The sequence below is a fragment of the Vibrio sp. TRT 29B02 genome (assembly GCF_050113655.1).
Taxonomy (GTDB): domain Bacteria; phylum Pseudomonadota; class Gammaproteobacteria; order Enterobacterales; family Vibrionaceae; genus Vibrio.
In genome coordinates, this window is record NZ_JBNJOJ010000015.1 from 70387 (window position 1) to 87481 (window position 17095).

Consider the following 17095-nt stretch of genomic DNA (forward strand, 5'->3'; position numbering starts at 1 on the left):
TATGCGTGGTTCACTACAGGCTTACAAGAAGGTATCGGTTGATAGCCAGCTCAGTGCGGCCTCCCCGCATAAAATTGTTCAAATGCTAATGGCTGGCGCTATTGAACGTTTGATTCAAGGCAAAGCGGCGATGCAAGCGGGCAATATTCCTGTCAAAGGCGAGCGCCTAGGTAAAGCGCTGGACATTATTATCAGCCTGCGTAGCTGTCTTTCTATGGATGACGGTGGGGACATTGCTCAAAACTTAGATCAGCTCTATGAGTTTATGATCACTCAGATTACAGATGCGAATCATCGCAATGATCCACAGCCGATTGATGATGTGATTGAAATCATAAGAGAAATTAAGTCCGCATGGGATCAGATTCCAAACGAATATCACAACCTTACCGCGGGTGACGTCGGAATCTAGCGTTAAGCGAATGTTTGCATACGTTTTGTATAGAAATGTGTGATGAATGAAATAATATGACTTATTAGCTTTTGGCTGAACGTCACATCAAGTAATTGCTTGGTTGCCTTATTTTTTTTATCAAATAGAATAGAAGCCACTAACGGACCAGTGGCTTTTTTTGTTGCTGATATTTGTCAATTGTCTGATGTATCTGATCTATAGTTACAAATGGCGTTAGAAATAATTATCCAGCCACAACGTTTTACAATAAAGGCAAACAATCTCACCTATGCAAGGTTTAGCGAAACTACTTGTGATTGAAGATGATGTGCAAGCACGTATCAATCTAAGTAATATTTTAGAATTTGTTGGAGAACAGTGTGAGGCCATCAGTTCTGATCAACTCGATGATCTGGATTGGTCACAAGTGTGGGCCGGCTGTATTCTAGGTTCTCTTAACGACAAAAAGTTATCTACCAAGCTGAGTGACAAGCTATCCAAGGCCAACCATATACCGTTGCTGATTGCAGGAAAGCATTCCTATCCAGTAGAAGATCTGACAAATTATGTCGGCGATCTGGAGTATCCCCTAAATTATCCGCAATTAAGTGAAGCCCTGCGCCACTGTAAAGATTTTCTTGGTCGTAAAGGGGTTAATGTACCTTCTTCGTCACGTAAAAATACACTTTTCCGCAGTTTGGTCGGCCAAAGTCATGGCATCAAAGAGGTTAGACACCTTATCGAGCAAGTCTCAGGGACTGAAGCCAACGTATTGATCCTCGGTGAGTCTGGTACTGGCAAAGAGGTGGTGGCGCGCAATATTCATTACCATTCAGCACGTAGAAACGGACCATTTGTACCGATTAACTGTGGTGCTATTCCGCCAGACTTATTGGAAAGCGAATTATTCGGTCATGAGAAAGGGGCATTTACGGGGGCGATTACATCACGTAAAGGCCGTTTTGAACTTGCTGAAGGCGGAACCCTGTTTTTGGATGAAATTGGCGATATGCCAATGCCTATGCAGGTTAAGCTGTTACGTGTACTTCAAGAGCGTTGTTTCGAGCGCGTTGGCGGTAACACGACAATTCGTGTGGATGTGCGCGTTATTGCTGCAACTCATCGTGATCTCGATACGATGATCAATGATGAGTCTTTCCGTGAAGACCTCTACTACCGACTCAATGTTTTCCCTATTGAGATGCCAGCGTTACGCGACAGAAAAGATGACATTCCGCTGTTGTTGCAAGAGTTGATGACTCGAATGGAGTCTGAAGGTGCTCAGCCTATCTGCTTTACGCCTCGTTCGATTAATTCACTAATGGAACATGAGTGGCCAGGTAACGTACGCGAATTGGCGAATCTGGTTGAACGTATGATTATCCTCTATCCAAATAGTCTGGTTGATGTGAATCATTTACCAACTAAATATCGATACAGCGATATTCCAGAGTTCCAGCCAGAGTACAACAAGATGGATTCGGTTGAAGAGCTAGAACGCGATGCGTTACAGGATATCTTTGCTGAAGATTTTAGCTTTGAATCCAATGACTTATTCCATGACCACGAAAACGCGCCACAAAGTTTACCGCCAGAAGGTGTGAACTTGAAAGAGATGCTTGCAGATCTTGAAGTTAATATGATTAACCAAGCGTTAGAAGCACAAGGTGGTGTGGTGGCACGAGCTGCGGATATGCTCGGCATGCGTCGCACGACTTTGGTTGAGAAAATGAGAAAGTACAATCTACAGCGTTAGTAACGTTTAACTATTGACTGTCAAATTTTCGACCTGACATTAAGGTGTTGAAAAATATATAAAATAGCCTGGCTTGCTTTTTGCATGGCAGGCTATTGTAGTTTTTAAGGCAGAAATACGTCATGCATCCAACTTCTTCAACGGACAATCCAATGCCGTTGGGCACATTAGAACAACAAGTCGAACGCTATCAGCAGGTACTCGATGTTATGCCGGCGGGCGTGATCTTGCTCGATACTCAGGGCGTGGTTCAGGAAGCTAACCCTGAAGCGCAAAGATTGCTAGAGCTTTCACTGGTTGGTGACAAGTGGTTTGAAGTCATTCAACAGGCGTTTGCGCCACGCGAAGATGATGGTCATGAAATATCGCTGCGAAACGGGCGCAAAGTGAGATTAGCGATCTCCGCATCCGCAACGGGGCAGCTCATTCTGATCACTGATTTGACTGAAACGCGTTTATTGCAGGCGCGCGTCAGTGATCTACAACGACTCTCTTCTTTGGGACGTATGGTTGCATCTCTGGCACATCAGGTTCGGACACCACTTTCCAGCGCGATGCTCTATGCCTCTAACCTAGCGGCGCCCAATTTGCCACCAGCAACCAAAGAACGCTTTCAAAGCAAGCTGATGGACAGGCTTCATGACTTAGAAAAACAAGTCAACGATATGTTGCTGTTTGCAAAAGGTGGAGACAATAAGGTTGTTAAACCGTTTACGATTGAACAACTTGTTAGCGAGTTCTCACCTATGGTTGAGACTGCACTTAAAAACAACCAAATCGATTATTATCTTGAAGTCGAGCAAGAGCAGACTCAGTTGCTGGGGAATGCGAACGCGATTGCATCCGCGCTGAGCAATTTGGTCATGAATGCGATTCAGATTGCCGGAAAACAGTCACAGGTCGATGTATTTTTCAGACCAGTGAATGGTGAGCTCAAAATTTCAGTTCAGGACAGTGGACCTGGAGTGCCGAAAGAGCTGCAAAACAAGATAATGGAACCTTTCTTCACTACTCGTTCTCAGGGAACGGGACTTGGGTTAGCTGTCGTACAAATGGTATGTCGTGCTCATGATGGAAGGTTAGAACTCATTTCAGAACAGGGTGACGGGGCGTGTTTTACTATGTGTATCCCGCTTAACGAAAACTCGAATGCTGACCAACAAGCTATGACTGGAGAAAGATAATGGCTCAAAGTAAGGTACTGATTGTAGAAGATGATGAAGGCCTACGCGAAGCACTGGTCGATACGCTAGCTTTAGCTGGCTATGAGTGGCTTGAAGCGGACAGCGCCGAGGATGCCCTAGTTAAGCTCAAATCTAATAATGTCGACATTGTTGTCTCTGATGTTCAAATGGCTGGCATGGGTGGCTTGGCTTTGTTAAGAAGCATTAAGCAGCACTGGCCAAATCTTCCTGTGTTGTTGATGACGGCTTATGCCAACATTGAAGATGCCGTTTCAGCGATGAAAGACGGTGCGATCGACTACATGGCGAAACCTTTTGCGCCAGAGGTACTACTTAATATGGTCAGCCGTTACGCGCCGGTTAAATCCGACGATAACGGTGATGCCGTGGTGGCTGACGAGAAAAGCATCAAGCTGCTGGCATTAGCCGATAAAGTTGCTAAAACCGATGCAAGTGTGATGGTTCTGGGGCCAAGTGGCTCAGGTAAAGAAGTCATGTCACGCTATATTCACAATGCTTCTCTTCGTAAAGATGGCCCTTTTGTCGCAATAAACTGTGCGGCTATTCCAGATAACATGCTGGAAGCGACCCTTTTTGGTTATGAAAAAGGCGCGTTTACTGGGGCGGTACAGGCGTGCCCGGGCAAATTCGAACAGGCGCAAGGTGGAACCATTTTACTTGATGAAATCAGCGAAATGGATCTTAGCCTGCAAGCGAAGCTATTGCGTGTTCTTCAAGAAAGAGAAGTTGAACGTCTGGGTAGCCGCAAGAGCATAAAGCTGGATGTTCGTGTGCTGGCAACCAGTAACCGAGATTTAAAAAGCTACGTCCAAGAAGGCAACTTCCGTGAAGATTTATACTACCGTCTTAACGTGTTCCCAATCGCATGGCCAGCACTGTGCGAACGTCCGGGAGATATCGAGCCGTTGTCAAAGCATCTGATTGAGCGACATTGCCAGAAATTGGGTATGCCAGTACCGACTTTGACTGCAAGCGCGACGGATAAATTGATGTCTTATTCATGGCCAGGGAATGTTCGTGAACTGGATAACGTGATGCAGCGAGCTTTGATATTAAGCGACAACGCTGTCATCGACAGTGAACAAATTCTGTTAGAAGGGCTTGATTGGCAAGATGCGTCGAGTCTGCAAGTGGCCGTTGAAACAGGTGTGTGTCAAGTTCCAGATGTTAAACCGGTTGCAGAAGCGACCAGCAGTTTGGCGTCTGGCTCTGGTTTAGGTGGCGAACTGCGTGATCAGGAATATGCGATTATTCTTGAGGTATTAGAAGAGTGTAACGGCCGTCGAAAAGAAATGGCTGAAAAATTAGGCATTAGTCCACGAACTTTGCGCTACAAGTTAGCAAAAATGCGTGATGCCGGGATTGATATTCCGAACTAACGTGCTATTTTTTGTCAGTCGAATTGACGTGGCACGAGGATTGCAGCGTCATAAGTCCAGCACTATGTTTAGTCAAAGAGTTGACTACTGAGGTTTTGATGAGAATTGATGGTTTTCAAAGCGAAATGCAAGCGATGATGTTTGAAGCGGGCGGCACAAAGCCAGCGGCGACAGGGCAAACTGTAAGCGCAGACTTTGGGCAAATGCTGAATAGTGCCATCAATAACGTCAATGGCCTTTCTAAGACATCTAGTGATTTGCAAATGCGATTTGATCGCGGTGACGCAGATGTGTCTTTGTCTGATGTAATGATCGCTAGAAACAAATCTAGCGTTGCATTCGATGCGACAATTCAAGTACGCAACAAGCTGGTTGAAGCGTACAAAGAATTGATGAATATGCCGGTTTAAGTTTTAGGTAAAGTCTGTGGCAGAGCAAAATCAATCAACCGATCTGGCGTTATCTGATAGCAGTGCTGACAGCACTATGTTAAGTACGTCTGATCTCGATACGGGCATTCAAAACCCCGATTTGGATGAGAAAAGCAGTTCTAAATTTGACATGGCTGTCGGTGATTTAGACCTGCTTCGTCAAGTTGTTCTCGTTCTGTCGATATCGATCTGTGTCGCTTTGATTGTGATGCTGTTTTTCTGGGTTAAAGAGCCAGAAATGCGTCCATTAGGCGTTTATGAAACGGAAGAACTGATCCCAATTCTTGACTACCTAGATCAGCAGAAACTCGATTACCAATTAGATGGCAACACCATTTTAGTTCCTACGAGTGATTTTAACTCGCTTAAACTGGGTATGGTCAGAGCCGGTCTTAACCAAGAGAAACATGCAGGCGATGATATCCTACTGCAAGACATGGGTTTTGGGGTTTCTCAGCGCTTAGAACAAGAACGCTTAAAGCTAAGCCGTGAACGTCAGCTATCTAAGGCGATAGAAGAGATGAAACAAGTGCGTAAAGCACGAGTTCTATTGGCATTACCGAAACAAAGCGTATTTGTTCGACACAATCAAGAAGCGTCAGCTTCAGTATTCCTTACTCTCAAAACCGGAGCTAACCTCAAGCAAGAAGAGGTAGATTCTGTGGTAGACATGGTTTCAAGTGCCGTTCCTGGTATGAAACCGAACCGCATTACGGTTACCGATCAACATGGCCGCCTGCTAAGTTCGGGTAGCCAAGACCCTGCCTCGTCTGCGCGTCGCAAAGAACATGAACTTGAGCGTAAACAAGAACAGGCTCTGCGCGATAAAATTGATTCGATTCTTATCCCAATTCTTGGTTTTGGTAACTATACCGCCCAAGTGGATATCGAGCTGGATTTCAGTGCTGTAGAGCAGACTCGTAAGAGCTTTGACCCTAATACCCCATCGACTCGTAGCGAGTACACACTTGAAGACTACAATAATGGCAACGTCGTCGCGGGTGTGCCTGGTGCTTTAAGTAATCAGCCGCCAGCGGATGCATCAATTCCTCAAGATGTAGCCCAGATGAAAGATGGCACAACACTTGGTCAAGGGTCAGTCCACAAAGAAGCAACTCGTAACTTTGAACTGGATACCACCATAAGTCATGAACGTCGTCAGACTGGAGTGGTCAATCGTCAGACAGTTGCTGTGGCGGTTAAAAATCGCTCAGTGGTCAATCCTGAAACAGGGGAAACCAGTTACCAACCAATCTCAGAGGCTGAGCTAAACTCTATTAGACAGATGCTGATAGGTACGGTTGGCTATAGCGAGGCTCGTGGAGACTTGTTAAATGTCTTGAGTATGCAGTTTGCTGAACCAGAAACAGAAACCATCGCAGATGTGCCAATTTGGGAACATCCTAACTTTAATGACTGGATTCGTTGGTTCGCAAGTGCGTTGGTTATCATTGTGGTGGTGTTAGTCCTTGTCCGCCCGGCAATGAAAAAACTGCTCAACCCTGCGTCTGATGATGACGATCAACTGTACGGACCGGATGGTCTACCTATTGGGGTTGATGGCGAAACCAGCTTAATCGGCGGTGACTTAGATGGTGGTGAGTTGTTTGAGTTTGGCTCAAGCATAGACTTACCTAACCTACACAAAGATGAAGATGTGCTGAAAGCGGTACGTGCTCTAGTAGCAAACGAGCCTGAGCTAGCGGCACAAGTAGTGAAGAATTGGATGCAGGATGCCTAACGAAATAGTTCCACAGGAAGCGGGCGGTGAGGTAGCAGAAAACACCGTGGATATATCAACCATCCCGGGCGAAGAGCGCGCGGCGATTCTATTACTCAGTCTCAATGAGGAAGACGCTGCGGGTATTATTCGCCATCTAGAACCAAAGCAAGTTCAACGAGTGGGTAGCGCTATGGCGCGAGCTTCCGACCTAAGTCAAGAGAAGGTGGGTGCCGTTCACCGCGCTTTCTTGGAAGACATTCAGAAGTACACCAACATTGGTATGGGCAGCGAAGACTTCATGCGTAATGCATTAGTGGCCGCCTTAGGTGAAGACAAAGCGAATAACCTTGTTGACCAAATCCTGTTGGGTACCGGTTCTAAAGGTCTTGATTCATTGAAATGGATGGACCCACGTCAGGTGGCGAGCATTATTATCAATGAGCACCCTCAGATTCAAACGATTGTACTTTCATATCTTGAGCCAGATCAGTCCGCTGAAATTCTTTCTCAGTTTGCAGAGCGTGACCGCCTAGACCTAATGATGCGTATCGCCAACCTTGAAGAAGTTCAGCCTTCCGCACTAGCAGAACTGAACGAAATCATGGAGAAACAGTTCGCAGGTCAAGCGGGTGCTCAAGCTGCCAAGATTGGCGGCCTGAAGGCAGCTGCCGAAATCATGAACTACATGGACAACAACATCGAAGGTATCTTGATGGAGCAAATTCGCGATCAAGACGAAGATATGGCGACTCAGATTCAAGATCTGATGTTTGTCTTCGAAAACCTTATCGAAGTCGACGACCAAGGTATTCAGAAACTATTGCGCGACGTTCCACAGGATGCGCTTCAGCGTGCGCTTAAAGGTGCCGATGATGCATTGCGTGAGAAGATCTTCAAGAACATGTCTAAGCGTGCTGCTGAGATGATGCGTGATGACCTTGAAGCCATGCCACCAATTAAAGTGTCTGACGTTGAAGCAGCGCAGAAAGAAGTTCTGGCTATCGCCCGACGCATGGCTGACTCTGGTGAGATCATGCTGGGTGGTGGTGCCGACGAGTTCTTATAATTTAAGTAAGTAGGGTGCCTATGTCTGGGGAACGAAAACGCGGCTTTTTACGTCTTGATAACGACGATTTGGTAGAAAAACCAGAGCGATGGGGTATGCCTGATTACACGGCGCAAACCCATAAACAGGCGAAAAAGACAGCGATGAATTACGATCCTAGCTGGATGCCTATTGCTGAGCCTGTTGCCGAAGAGACGCCGAAAGCGCTAACCGAAGAAGAGATCGAACTGATCAAGCAGCAAGCTTATCAGGAAGGTCTGCACCAAGGCCAAGAAGCGGGCTTTAAGCAAGGCTACGATAAAGGCAAGGAGCAGGGCTTACAGGAAGGTCATCAGGAAGGTCTTGAAGCCGGAAAAATTGAAGGTGTTGCCGCTGGACAAGAGTTTATTCAGCAGCAAGTGGAAACCTTTATTGGCTTAGCCAACCAGTTTGCTCAACCATTGGAGCTGATGAATGCTCAGGTGGAAAAGCAATTGGTCGACATGGTACTTACGCTTGTCAAAGAAGTGGTTCACGTTGAAGTTCAGACAAATCCTCAGGTCATCCTTGATACCATCAAGCAGTCGGTAGAATCTCTACCGATATCTGGCCATGCCATCACCTTAAAACTCCACCCAGATGATGTCGATATCATTCGTTCTTCTTACGGAGAGGAACAACTGAGTTTTCGCAATTGGACTTTAATGAGCGAACCTGCCCTCAATCGTGGTGATGTTCAGATTGAGGCTGGGGAGTCGAGTGTTAATTATCGTCTTGAAGATCGTATTCGCAGCGTAATTCAAAGCTTCTGTGGGGTTAATCGCCACCAAGGTGGTGAGTAGTGCTGGCTCTTGCAGAACGCTTATCTCAATACAAAACCAAAGGCCTGACTTGCCGTCCGGTTGCATCAGGTAAGTTGGTGCGAGTGGTTGGCCTGACGCTGGAAGCTACCGGATGTAGAGCGCCAATTGGGAGCTTATGTAAAGTTGAGACCATGCACGGCGAAATGGAAGCCGAGGTAGTGGGCTTCTCAGGTGACAATCTCTTCTTGATGCCTAGTGAGCAGATCACAGGTGTGCTCCCTGGTGCTAAAGTGACACCGATGACGAGCGAAACGGGCCTGCCAGTTGGGATGGAGTTGCTCGGTCGGGTTATTGACGGCGTAGGTAACCCACTGGATGGTTTAGGGCCGATCTACACCGAAAAACGCGCCTCCTTCAATGCGGATCCGATTAACCCATTAGCACGTAAACCGATTTCTGAACCTCTTGATGTCGGCATCAAAGCCATTAATGGATTACTCACCGTTGGTAAAGGCCAGCGTATCGGTCTATTTGCAGGTTCCGGTGTCGGTAAGTCGGTGACACTAGGCATGATGACGCGAGGCACAACGGCTCAAGTTGTCGTCGTGGGCTTGATTGGTGAGCGTGGACGAGAAGTTAAAGAATTCATCGAAGAAATCCTCGGTGTCGATGGTCGACAGCGCTCTGTTGTTGTCGCTGCGCCAGCCGACTCGTCTCCACTAATGCGTTTGAAAGGGTGTCAGACTGCGCTAACCATTGCTGAGTATTTTCGTGATCAGGGCTTAGACGTCCTGTTACTGATGGACTCACTAACCCGTTTCGCGCAGGCACAACGTGAAATCGCTTTATCGGTAGGAGAACCTCCGGCAACCAAAGGTTATCCACCTTCCGTGTTTGCCAAATTACCTGCTTTGGTAGAGCGAGCGGGTAACGGTAGTCCGGAGCAAGGCTCGATTACCGCATTCTTTACCGTTCTGACCGAAGGGGACGACTTGCAAGATCCAATCGCAGACGCCTCACGAGCCATTTTGGATGGTCACGTGGTGTTGTCGCGTGAGATGGCGGATGCAGGGCACTACCCAGCGATTGATGTTGAAAAATCGGTCAGTCGTGTAATGCCACAGATCACCTCCGAAGAACATGTCCTAATGTCGAAAGCGGTGCGCCAAGTTCTCTCTATCTGTCGTAAGAATCAAGACCTAGTATCGATTGGTGCATACAAGCCGGGTACCGATCCGGCGATTGATGGTGCGTTCACTCTCAAGCCTAAGCTTGATATCTACTTGCAACAAACAATGAAAGAGACCGTACCTTATGACATGTGTATCAATATGCTACGTGGTTTGCTGCAGGGTGATTAACGCTTATGGATAATGCACTGGAGTTTTTGTTAGAGCAGGCCAAAGAGCGCGAAAACCAAGCAGTATTGGCGTTAAACCAAGCTCGCAATGAGCTTGAAAGCTACTATCAGCAGCTCGAGCAAATTGAAAAGTATCGCCTTGATTACTGTCAGCAGTTGGTTGACCGTGGACAACAAGGTTTGACCGCTAGTCAGTACTCGCATTTAAACCGTTTTTTAACCACTTTAGATGAGACCTTGTCTAAGCAGAAGCAAGCCGAATCGCATTTCAAAGGCCAGGTTAATAACTGCGAGCATAACTGGTTAGAGAGCCGAAAGCAGCGTCGTTCATACGAGTGGCTTATTGAGAAAAAACAAACCGAAAAGCAGCGTCTGCAAAATATCAGGGAGCAAAAGCAGATGGATGAATTTTCTACCCTTCAGTACTCACGTCGAATTTCGAACTAACCTCTCACTTCTGTGAGCGAAGTCATTCTTTGATTATCGTTGGCGTGTTTCTTGCAGATATCTATTCCAACTTGTATGCAATGAATCGGCGTCTTTGCCGCGTAGAGCCTTCTCGGCGTGAAGCAACTGAGAGTGAACCTGGTATGAATATCAATTTATCATCGGTATCGGAAAGTCCAAAAGTGACTAAGACCACCACTGACGGTGGTGACGCGAGTGTCGAAAGCTCCGAGTCTGGCGGTTTCTTTGCCAAATTAGCGGCGTTAATAAAAGGTGAGACTAGCACCAAAGAGAGCGCAGGTAAGGTAGAGGGCGCAGAGGCCAGTGCCGAGCAAGCATCGGTATCTAAAGGTGAGTCGGGCGTTAGCGACGTAAAAGCGCAAGCGACAGAGAGCCAAAGTGTCGATGAACTTCTCGTATCTGATGAAAGTGAGGCGGAAGACGCTGACACAGCTAGGGTCACGAAAGATGTTGCTCAAAGTGCCAAGCCTGAGATCTCACAACAAGACGAAAACTCTCATTCAGCGGCGAAAATTGTCTCTGAAAATGACGAAGTATTGCAGCGACTTGATACCGCGAATAAAGCGCTACAACCGGCTGACGGCAAAGAGTTGCCACAGGATCAGATTGATACTCAACACCATGTCTCACAAAAAATCTCGACTGCAGAAGAGCAAAAAAACGTCTCTTCTGACGCCACTAAAGTGACTGCAACTGACAGCCAGTCTAGACAAGAGATGGCCCCGAGTGGTGAACCAACCTCAAAAGTCAGTGACAGTGATAGCCTAAAGCAGCAAGTTGTTATGAAGGCGGATGGGGAAGACGTTATCGTACCCGCTTCAGCACAAAAATTTATTCAGCAAGACAGTCAAGTAGTTGCTGACGAAGAGAACAGCAGTCAGTTGGCGCAACAAGCCGCAGTGTTAAGTGCCTCTGTTGCAAAGGTTAACAAAGACAACGCGTTACCACAGGAAACGGCAGAACTGTCCGCGGTTGCCCTTGATGAGACAGCGATTAGCGCAGAAGTCACGCTGAAACAGAGCCCAGCAGACGGCTCTGAAGAAGAAAATGATGCCTCAACTAATGATGTGGGGCTAGCGGCAGGGGCTATTGCCGCTAGCACAGTGGCGGCGACCAAGGTGACAGATAAGCCAAGTAAATCTTTAGCCACCGCACTAGACAGTGCACAGCCAAGCAACCAAGTGATGATGTCTGCGAGTGATGTGGCCAGCGAAGCACCGGCGGATGTAACCATTGCTGCCGCGGCTGTTACGGCAGGGGCGATTCCTTGGGCTTCCACCAATGAACCCGCGTTAACTGATGAAGTGTCGATCAAGCCAGAAACGCCACCAAAAGCGCAACAAGCGGCGGTGGCTCAGTCGGTTCATCAGGCACTTACCACACAGCAAGCTCAAGCCCAAATGGCCCAGACAGCGGCACAAATGTCGCAACAACAATCCGCTGTTTCTGCCATGCCAACGGACTTGATGGCAAGCCAGATGCAACAAGTGGCAGCAACGCCTCACGCGGCGCTTACACAGGATCAGGCAGTGCTTAAAGCGGCACTGGGTGCAAAAGCGGCAGGTTCGCTCGGTAAGCTAGTCGGCGGTAAAGATGGTGGTCAGCCCGCCTCGGAGTCGAGTTCGGCTTTTGCTCAGCAACTCGCGCAGGCATCGGGGCAGCAAGGCCCTAACTCGTTAGGTCAGATACGCGCAGAGCAAGCGGCGGCACAAGTGCCATTGCAACTGACGCGAGAAATGGCTGGAGAACAAGTGGCAGAGCGAGTTCAGATGATGATGTCGAAAAACCTAAAGAACATCGACATTCGCTTAGATCCTCCTGAGTTGGGTCGTATGCAAATTCGTATGAATATGAATGGAGATGCGGCCACGGTTCATTTTACCGTCGCCAATCAGCAAGCTCGCGATGTGATTGAACAATCAATGCCAAGATTACGTGAGATGCTTGCCCAGCAGGGTGTACAATTAGGTGACAGCTCAGTTCAGCAGCAGGCTTCCGGTCAGCAGCAGAGACGCTATGCAGATAACGGACAGGGTAATTCTGGTCAGGGAAGCAGCGGTCAGGGCTTGTTTGGTGAAGAAAACCTTGAACCAGACATCAATCTTGATTTGAATGTCGCTGCAAAGCGTGATGGAATTAGCTATTACGCTTAAACTGTAAAAAACAAAGAGATAGAGAACGTTAAGTTATGGCAGTTGAAGAAATCGAAACGGAAGCGCCCAAAGGCAAAGGTAAGCTGATCATTATCATCATTGCTGCCGTGGTGTTACTCGCGGGTGGCGGTGGTGCTGCATTTTTCTTGATGGGTTCGGATGATTCTGCGGAAGCCGCTCAGACCACCCAGCCGCAAGTGGCTGCGCCTGTCGATCCTGTCGCTTACGTTAATATTCCCCAACCGTTTTTATTTAATGTCACAGGCGACAAAAAAGATCGCTTAGTACAGATTAAGGTACAGTTGATGGTTCGTGGTTCAGAGAACGAAAATCTCGCCCGCTACCACTCTCCTCTGATTGAAAGTTCATTATTGAGTACGTTTGCCTCGGCGACCGTTGAACAATTGCGTACTGCCAATGGCCGTATCGAACTGCGAGAAAAAGCGACTGACGACATTAAAGCAAGCTTGAATCGCGCGGTAGGTCAACCAGTGATTGAGCGTGTGCTATTTACCGATTTTGTAATGCAGTAGGTGATGCGTGACTGATCTATTAAGCCAAGACGAAATTGATGCCCTGCTCCACGGAGTCGATGACGTTGATGATATAGAAGACGAATCGCCCGAGTCAGATGCCAGTGCTGTAGACTTCGATTTCTCCTCGCAAGACCGCATTGTTCGTGGTCGTATGCCAACGCTCGAATTGATCAATGAGCGTTTTGCCCGCCATTTGCGGATTAGTCTGTTTAATATGCTAAGGAAGACGGCAGAAGTCTCTATCAACGGCGTTCAGATGATGAAGTTTGGTGAGTACCAAAATACGCTGTATGTGCCTACCAGTCTTAATATGGTGCGGTTTAGACCGTTGAAAGGTACGGCGCTGATTACCATGGAAGCACGTCTAGTCTTCATTTTAGTAGAAAACTTTTTTGGTGGTGATGGTCGCTTCCATGCCCGTATCGAAGGTCGAGAGTTTACACCGACCGAGCGTCGAATTGTGCAGCTATTGCTGAAGATCGTTTTTGAAGATTACAAAGAAGCTTGGTCTCCAGTCATGGGGGTCGAGTTTGAGTACCTCGATTCGGAAGTGAACCCGAGTATGGCTAACATTGTTAGCCCGACAGAGGTGATCGTCGTCAGTTCATTCCATATTGAGGTTGACGGTGGTGGCGGTGATTTCCACGTGGTTATGCCGTACTCGATGGTTGAGCCAATTCGTGAGTTGCTCGATGCCGGTGTTCAATCTGACAAAATGGAAACAGACGTTCGTTGGAGTACGGCGCTTCGTGAGGAAATCATGGATGTGCCAGTCAACTTCCGTGTCGATTTACTAGAGCAAGATATCTCATTGCGTGACTTGATGGAGCTACAACCGGGTGACATCATCCCGATCAATATGCCAGAACACGCTGTGATGTTTGTTGAAGAGCTGCCAACATTCCGAGTGAAAATGGGGCGCTCAGGTGAGAAATTAGCAGTTCAGGTATCAGAGAAAATTAAACGCCCTGATGTGGTTAAAACGGATATCGCCTTCCTCGGAAAAGATGTTATTTCTGAGTTAGAAGAAGACGATGGCGAAATCGAAGATTAAGAGAATAAATAGGTAACAGGTATGGAACCGAGTGACGACCAAAAACTGGCGGACGAATGGGCTGCGGCATTAGGTGAAGATCCGAATGCACCAGATATTGATGTAGATGAAGTGATGTCCGCTCAGCTTGATGAGTTAAAGGACACTTCTTCGCCAATCTCAGACGATGAGCGTCGCAAGCTGGATACGATCTTAGATATACCAGTGACGATTTCCATGGAAGTGGGTCGCTCTCAAATCAGTATTCGTAACTTACTCCAGTTAAACCAAGGTTCGGTTGTTGAGCTAGAGCGCTTGGCGGGTGAGTCATTAGATGTACTGGTGAATGGCACCCTAATTGCGCACGGTGAAGTGGTTGTGGTTAACGATAAGTTTGGTATTCGTTTGACCGACGTAATCAGCCAGACAGAGCGCATCAAGAAACTGCGATAATGTTAGGTAACGTATGACTTTCAAAGTTAGAGAGTACTTACTTTACTCTCTCAGTGTACTTTCTCCTTCCGCACTGGCTGCCGCTCCAGGCAGCCAACTAGACTGGGCGACCACTTTTGGGTCGCTCGTGTTCGTTGTGGCCTTTATTTTGTTGCTAGCTTGGCTATTGAAACGCATGCGAGTCCCCGCATTGATCAATCAGAAAGGTCTGAGCGTTGTGCGCCAAATTGCGGTTGGGCATCGAGAAAGGATTGTGATTGTTCAAGCGGGTGAAGAGCAGTTTTTAGTGGGGGTGACGCCTCAATCGATTCAACTTATCTCAAAGCTGGATAAACCTTTGTCTCAGGAGGAGATGGCTAACGGTCCGTTTGCAAGTCAACTGACTCAGCTGTTGAAGAAGAATGATAAAAACAACTAATTTGGCGACCATTGTTCTGACGTTTGTACTGGCCCTTTTTTCTGGGTTAGCGTTAGCGCAGCAAGAGATAGATACCTCGATTCCTGCCAATATCGCTCCGAGTGACTCGGTGACCGTAACGGCAATGGAGAAAGAGCAGGGCGCGTCTAAAACCATCTCAACCGGAAGTTTTACAGGCGGTGGTGGCGGAATTCCAGCCTTTACCATGACCACTAATGCGGACGGCAGTGAAGACTACTCAATCAACTTGCAAATCTTAGCCTTGATGACCATGCTCGGCTTCCTGCCAGCCATGGTTATTTTGATGACGTCGTTCACGCGTATTGTTGTGGTGATGTCTATTTTGCGTCAGGCCATGGGTTTGCAACAGACACCCTCGAACCAAGTGATCATAGGTATCGCCATCTTCCTAACCTTCTTCATTATGTCGCCAGTACTGAGCAAGATTAATGATGATGCGATTCAGCCTTACATCAATGAGCAGATAACCGCGCGACAAGCGTTTGACTTAGCTCAAACGCCAATGAAAGACTTTATGCTCAAGCAGACTCGGGTAAAGGACTTAGAAACCTTCGTCAATATCTCTGGTTCGACAGCGACAGCACCGGAAGATGTGTCAATGGCGGTATTAATCCCAGCTTTCATCACCTCAGAACTCAAAACTGCATTCCAAATTGGTTTTATGCTGTTCTTACCGTTCTTAATCATTGACCTTGTGGTGGCTTCGGTTCTGATGGCAATGGGTATGATGATGCTATCGCCAATGATTGTCTCGTTACCTTTTAAATTGATGCTGTTCGTGTTGGTCGACGGCTGGAACCTGATATTGTCGACGTTAGCCGGCAGTTTCGCTTTGTGACGGGAGGAAGCCAATGACTCCTGAAATGTTTGTCGAGCTGTTTCGTGAATCGCTATGGATGGTTCTCATCATGGTGTGTGCGATCATTATTCCCAGTCTACTGATTGGTTTAGTGGTCGCTATCTTTCAAGCCGCAACGTCCATTAACGAACAAACACTGAGCTTCTTGCCACGTTTGATTGTGACACTACTGGCTTTGATGCTGTTTGCTCACTGGATGACGCAGATGCTGATGGAGTTTTTCTTTAGCATGATCGAGCGTTTACCCCAGGTTCTCTACTAGGTTTGACTATGGAGTATCCGACTAGCCTAGTTTTAGATTGGATCGCCAATTACTTTTGGCCCTATACCCGCATTGCTGCCATGCTGATGGTGATGTCGGTGACGGGAGCGCGATTCGTGTCTACTCGGGTACGTCTCTATCTAGGTTTAGCGATCACTTTTGCGGTGATGCCAGCCATCCCCGCGGTACCAGACAATATTGAACTAGTCTCTTTTGCGGGTTTTATGACTTTGCTAGAACAGATCATTATCGGTGTCGCGATGGGGACTGTGACCCAATTTATGATTCAAACCTTTGTTATTCTTGGTCAGATCCTCGGTATGCAGGCGAGTTTGGGTTTTGCCTCAATGGTTGACCCAGCGAACGGTCAAAACACCCCATTGCTTGGTCAATTGTTTATGTTCCTTGCAACCATGTTTTTCCTCGCGACCGATGGTCATCTCAAAATGATAATGCTAGTGGTGATGAGTTTTAAATCCATCCCAATTGGAACGGGTTCATTAACGACTGTGGATTTTAGAGAACTGGCGTTATGGCTTGGAATCATGTTTAAAGTCGCGCTGAGTATGTCATTGTCTGGAATTATTGCGCTGCTAACGATCAACTTATCCTTCGGCGTGATGACACGTGCTGCCCCGCAGTTGAATATTTTCTCGCTCGGCTTCGCTTTTGCTTTGATGGTGGGTCTATTGATTTGTTGGTACATCATCGCCGGACTCTACAACCACTATGAGCTATTCTGGTTACAAGGTGAACAACAGATCTGTTCCTTTATCAGGCTGAATTGTTAGGAGGC

At 47.3% G+C, this 17095-nt stretch carries 18 protein-coding genes; all 18 read left to right on the top strand.

The genetic code is table 11. The features are described 5' to 3' along the window. The first annotated feature begins 1 nt into the window (after position 1). The 18 genes from fliS (at position 2) to fliR (ending at position 17090) form a co-directional block, all read left to right on the top strand. Positions 2-412: a flagellar export chaperone FliS gene (gene fliS / locus ACQEXT_RS11150; RefSeq protein WP_138973737.1), complete on the top strand. Its 411-nt coding sequence runs from the start codon at positions 2-4 to the stop codon at positions 410-412. A gap of 271 nt (positions 413-683) precedes the next feature. Continuing rightward, complete coding sequence (locus ACQEXT_RS11155) at positions 684-2150, top strand: sigma-54 dependent transcriptional regulator (protein WP_426952054.1); 1467 nt, start codon at positions 684-686, stop codon at positions 2148-2150. Positions 2151-2272: 122 nt separating this feature from the next. Next, the gene (locus tag ACQEXT_RS11160; protein ID WP_138973739.1) at positions 2273-3334 is read left to right on the top strand and encodes a sensor histidine kinase; all 1062 of its coding nucleotides are present in this window, start codon (positions 2273-2275) and stop codon (positions 3332-3334) included. Beyond that, on the top strand, positions 3334-4734 hold the full coding sequence (locus tag ACQEXT_RS11165) for a sigma-54-dependent transcriptional regulator (RefSeq protein ID WP_426952055.1): 1401 nt from the start codon (positions 3334-3336) through the stop codon (positions 4732-4734). Before ACQEXT_RS11160 ends, ACQEXT_RS11165 begins: the two co-directional genes overlap by 1 nt. A 98-nt stretch (positions 4735-4832) precedes the next feature. Next, complete coding sequence (gene fliE, locus ACQEXT_RS11170; protein WP_269377868.1) at positions 4833-5144, top strand: flagellar hook-basal body complex protein FliE; 312 nt, start codon at positions 4833-4835, stop codon at positions 5142-5144. 16 nt (positions 5145-5160) lie between these two features. Next, positions 5161-6906 carry a flagellar basal-body MS-ring/collar protein FliF gene (gene fliF / locus ACQEXT_RS11175; RefSeq protein WP_426952057.1) on the top strand — a complete coding sequence of 582 codons (1746 nt, stop codon included), beginning with the start codon at positions 5161-5163 and terminating at the stop codon, positions 6904-6906. After that, a complete protein-coding gene (gene fliG / locus ACQEXT_RS11180; RefSeq protein WP_269377866.1) occupies positions 6899-7954 on the top strand; it encodes a flagellar motor switch protein FliG in 1056 nt (351 codons plus the stop codon). Before fliF ends, fliG begins: the two co-directional genes overlap by 8 nt. A 20-nt stretch (positions 7955-7974) precedes the next feature. Continuing rightward, positions 7975-8775, top strand: a complete 801-nt coding sequence (gene fliH, locus ACQEXT_RS11185) for a flagellar assembly protein FliH (protein WP_426952059.1) — start codon at positions 7975-7977, stop codon at positions 8773-8775. Continuing rightward, positions 8775-10097 carry a flagellar protein export ATPase FliI gene (fliI, locus tag ACQEXT_RS11190; protein WP_138973745.1) on the top strand — a complete coding sequence of 441 codons (1323 nt, stop codon included), beginning with the start codon at positions 8775-8777 and terminating at the stop codon, positions 10095-10097. Before fliH ends, fliI begins: the two co-directional genes overlap by 1 nt. 5 nt (positions 10098-10102) lie before the next feature. Continuing rightward, entirely contained in the window at positions 10103-10543 is a 441-nt protein-coding gene (gene fliJ / locus ACQEXT_RS11195) for a flagellar export protein FliJ (RefSeq protein WP_138973746.1), read from the top strand. A 143-nt stretch (positions 10544-10686) separates the two neighbouring features. Further along, a complete protein-coding gene (locus tag ACQEXT_RS11200; protein WP_426952060.1) occupies positions 10687-12717 on the top strand; it encodes a flagellar hook-length control protein FliK in 2031 nt (676 codons plus the stop codon). A 35-nt stretch (positions 12718-12752) separates the two neighbouring features. After that, complete coding sequence (gene fliL / locus ACQEXT_RS11205; protein ID WP_426952061.1) at positions 12753-13250, top strand: flagellar basal body-associated protein FliL; 498 nt, start codon at positions 12753-12755, stop codon at positions 13248-13250. 7 nt (positions 13251-13257) lie between these two features. After that, entirely contained in the window at positions 13258-14307 is a 1050-nt protein-coding gene (gene fliM / locus ACQEXT_RS11210; RefSeq protein ID WP_269377860.1) for a flagellar motor switch protein FliM, read from the top strand. A 21-nt stretch (positions 14308-14328) separates the two neighbouring features. Next, positions 14329-14739, top strand: a complete 411-nt coding sequence (gene fliN, locus ACQEXT_RS11215) for a flagellar motor switch protein FliN (protein WP_138973750.1) — start codon at positions 14329-14331, stop codon at positions 14737-14739. 13 nt (positions 14740-14752) lie between these two features. Further along, on the top strand, positions 14753-15157 hold the full coding sequence (gene fliO / locus ACQEXT_RS11220) for a flagellar biosynthetic protein FliO (RefSeq protein ID WP_138973751.1): 405 nt from the start codon (positions 14753-14755) through the stop codon (positions 15155-15157). Continuing rightward, positions 15141-16016 carry a flagellar type III secretion system pore protein FliP gene (gene fliP, locus ACQEXT_RS11225; RefSeq protein ID WP_331416419.1) on the top strand — a complete coding sequence of 292 codons (876 nt, stop codon included), beginning with the start codon at positions 15141-15143 and terminating at the stop codon, positions 16014-16016. Before fliO ends, fliP begins: the two co-directional genes overlap by 17 nt. A gap of 13 nt (positions 16017-16029) precedes the next feature. Continuing rightward, positions 16030-16299: a flagellar biosynthesis protein FliQ gene (fliQ, locus tag ACQEXT_RS11230; RefSeq protein ID WP_138973753.1), complete on the top strand. Its 270-nt coding sequence runs from the start codon at positions 16030-16032 to the stop codon at positions 16297-16299. Between the two features lie 8 nt (positions 16300-16307). Further along, positions 16308-17090, top strand: coding sequence for a flagellar biosynthetic protein FliR (gene fliR / locus ACQEXT_RS11235; protein WP_426952062.1), 783 nt, complete (start codon positions 16308-16310; stop codon positions 17088-17090). Positions 17091-17095: the final 5 nt, after the last annotated feature.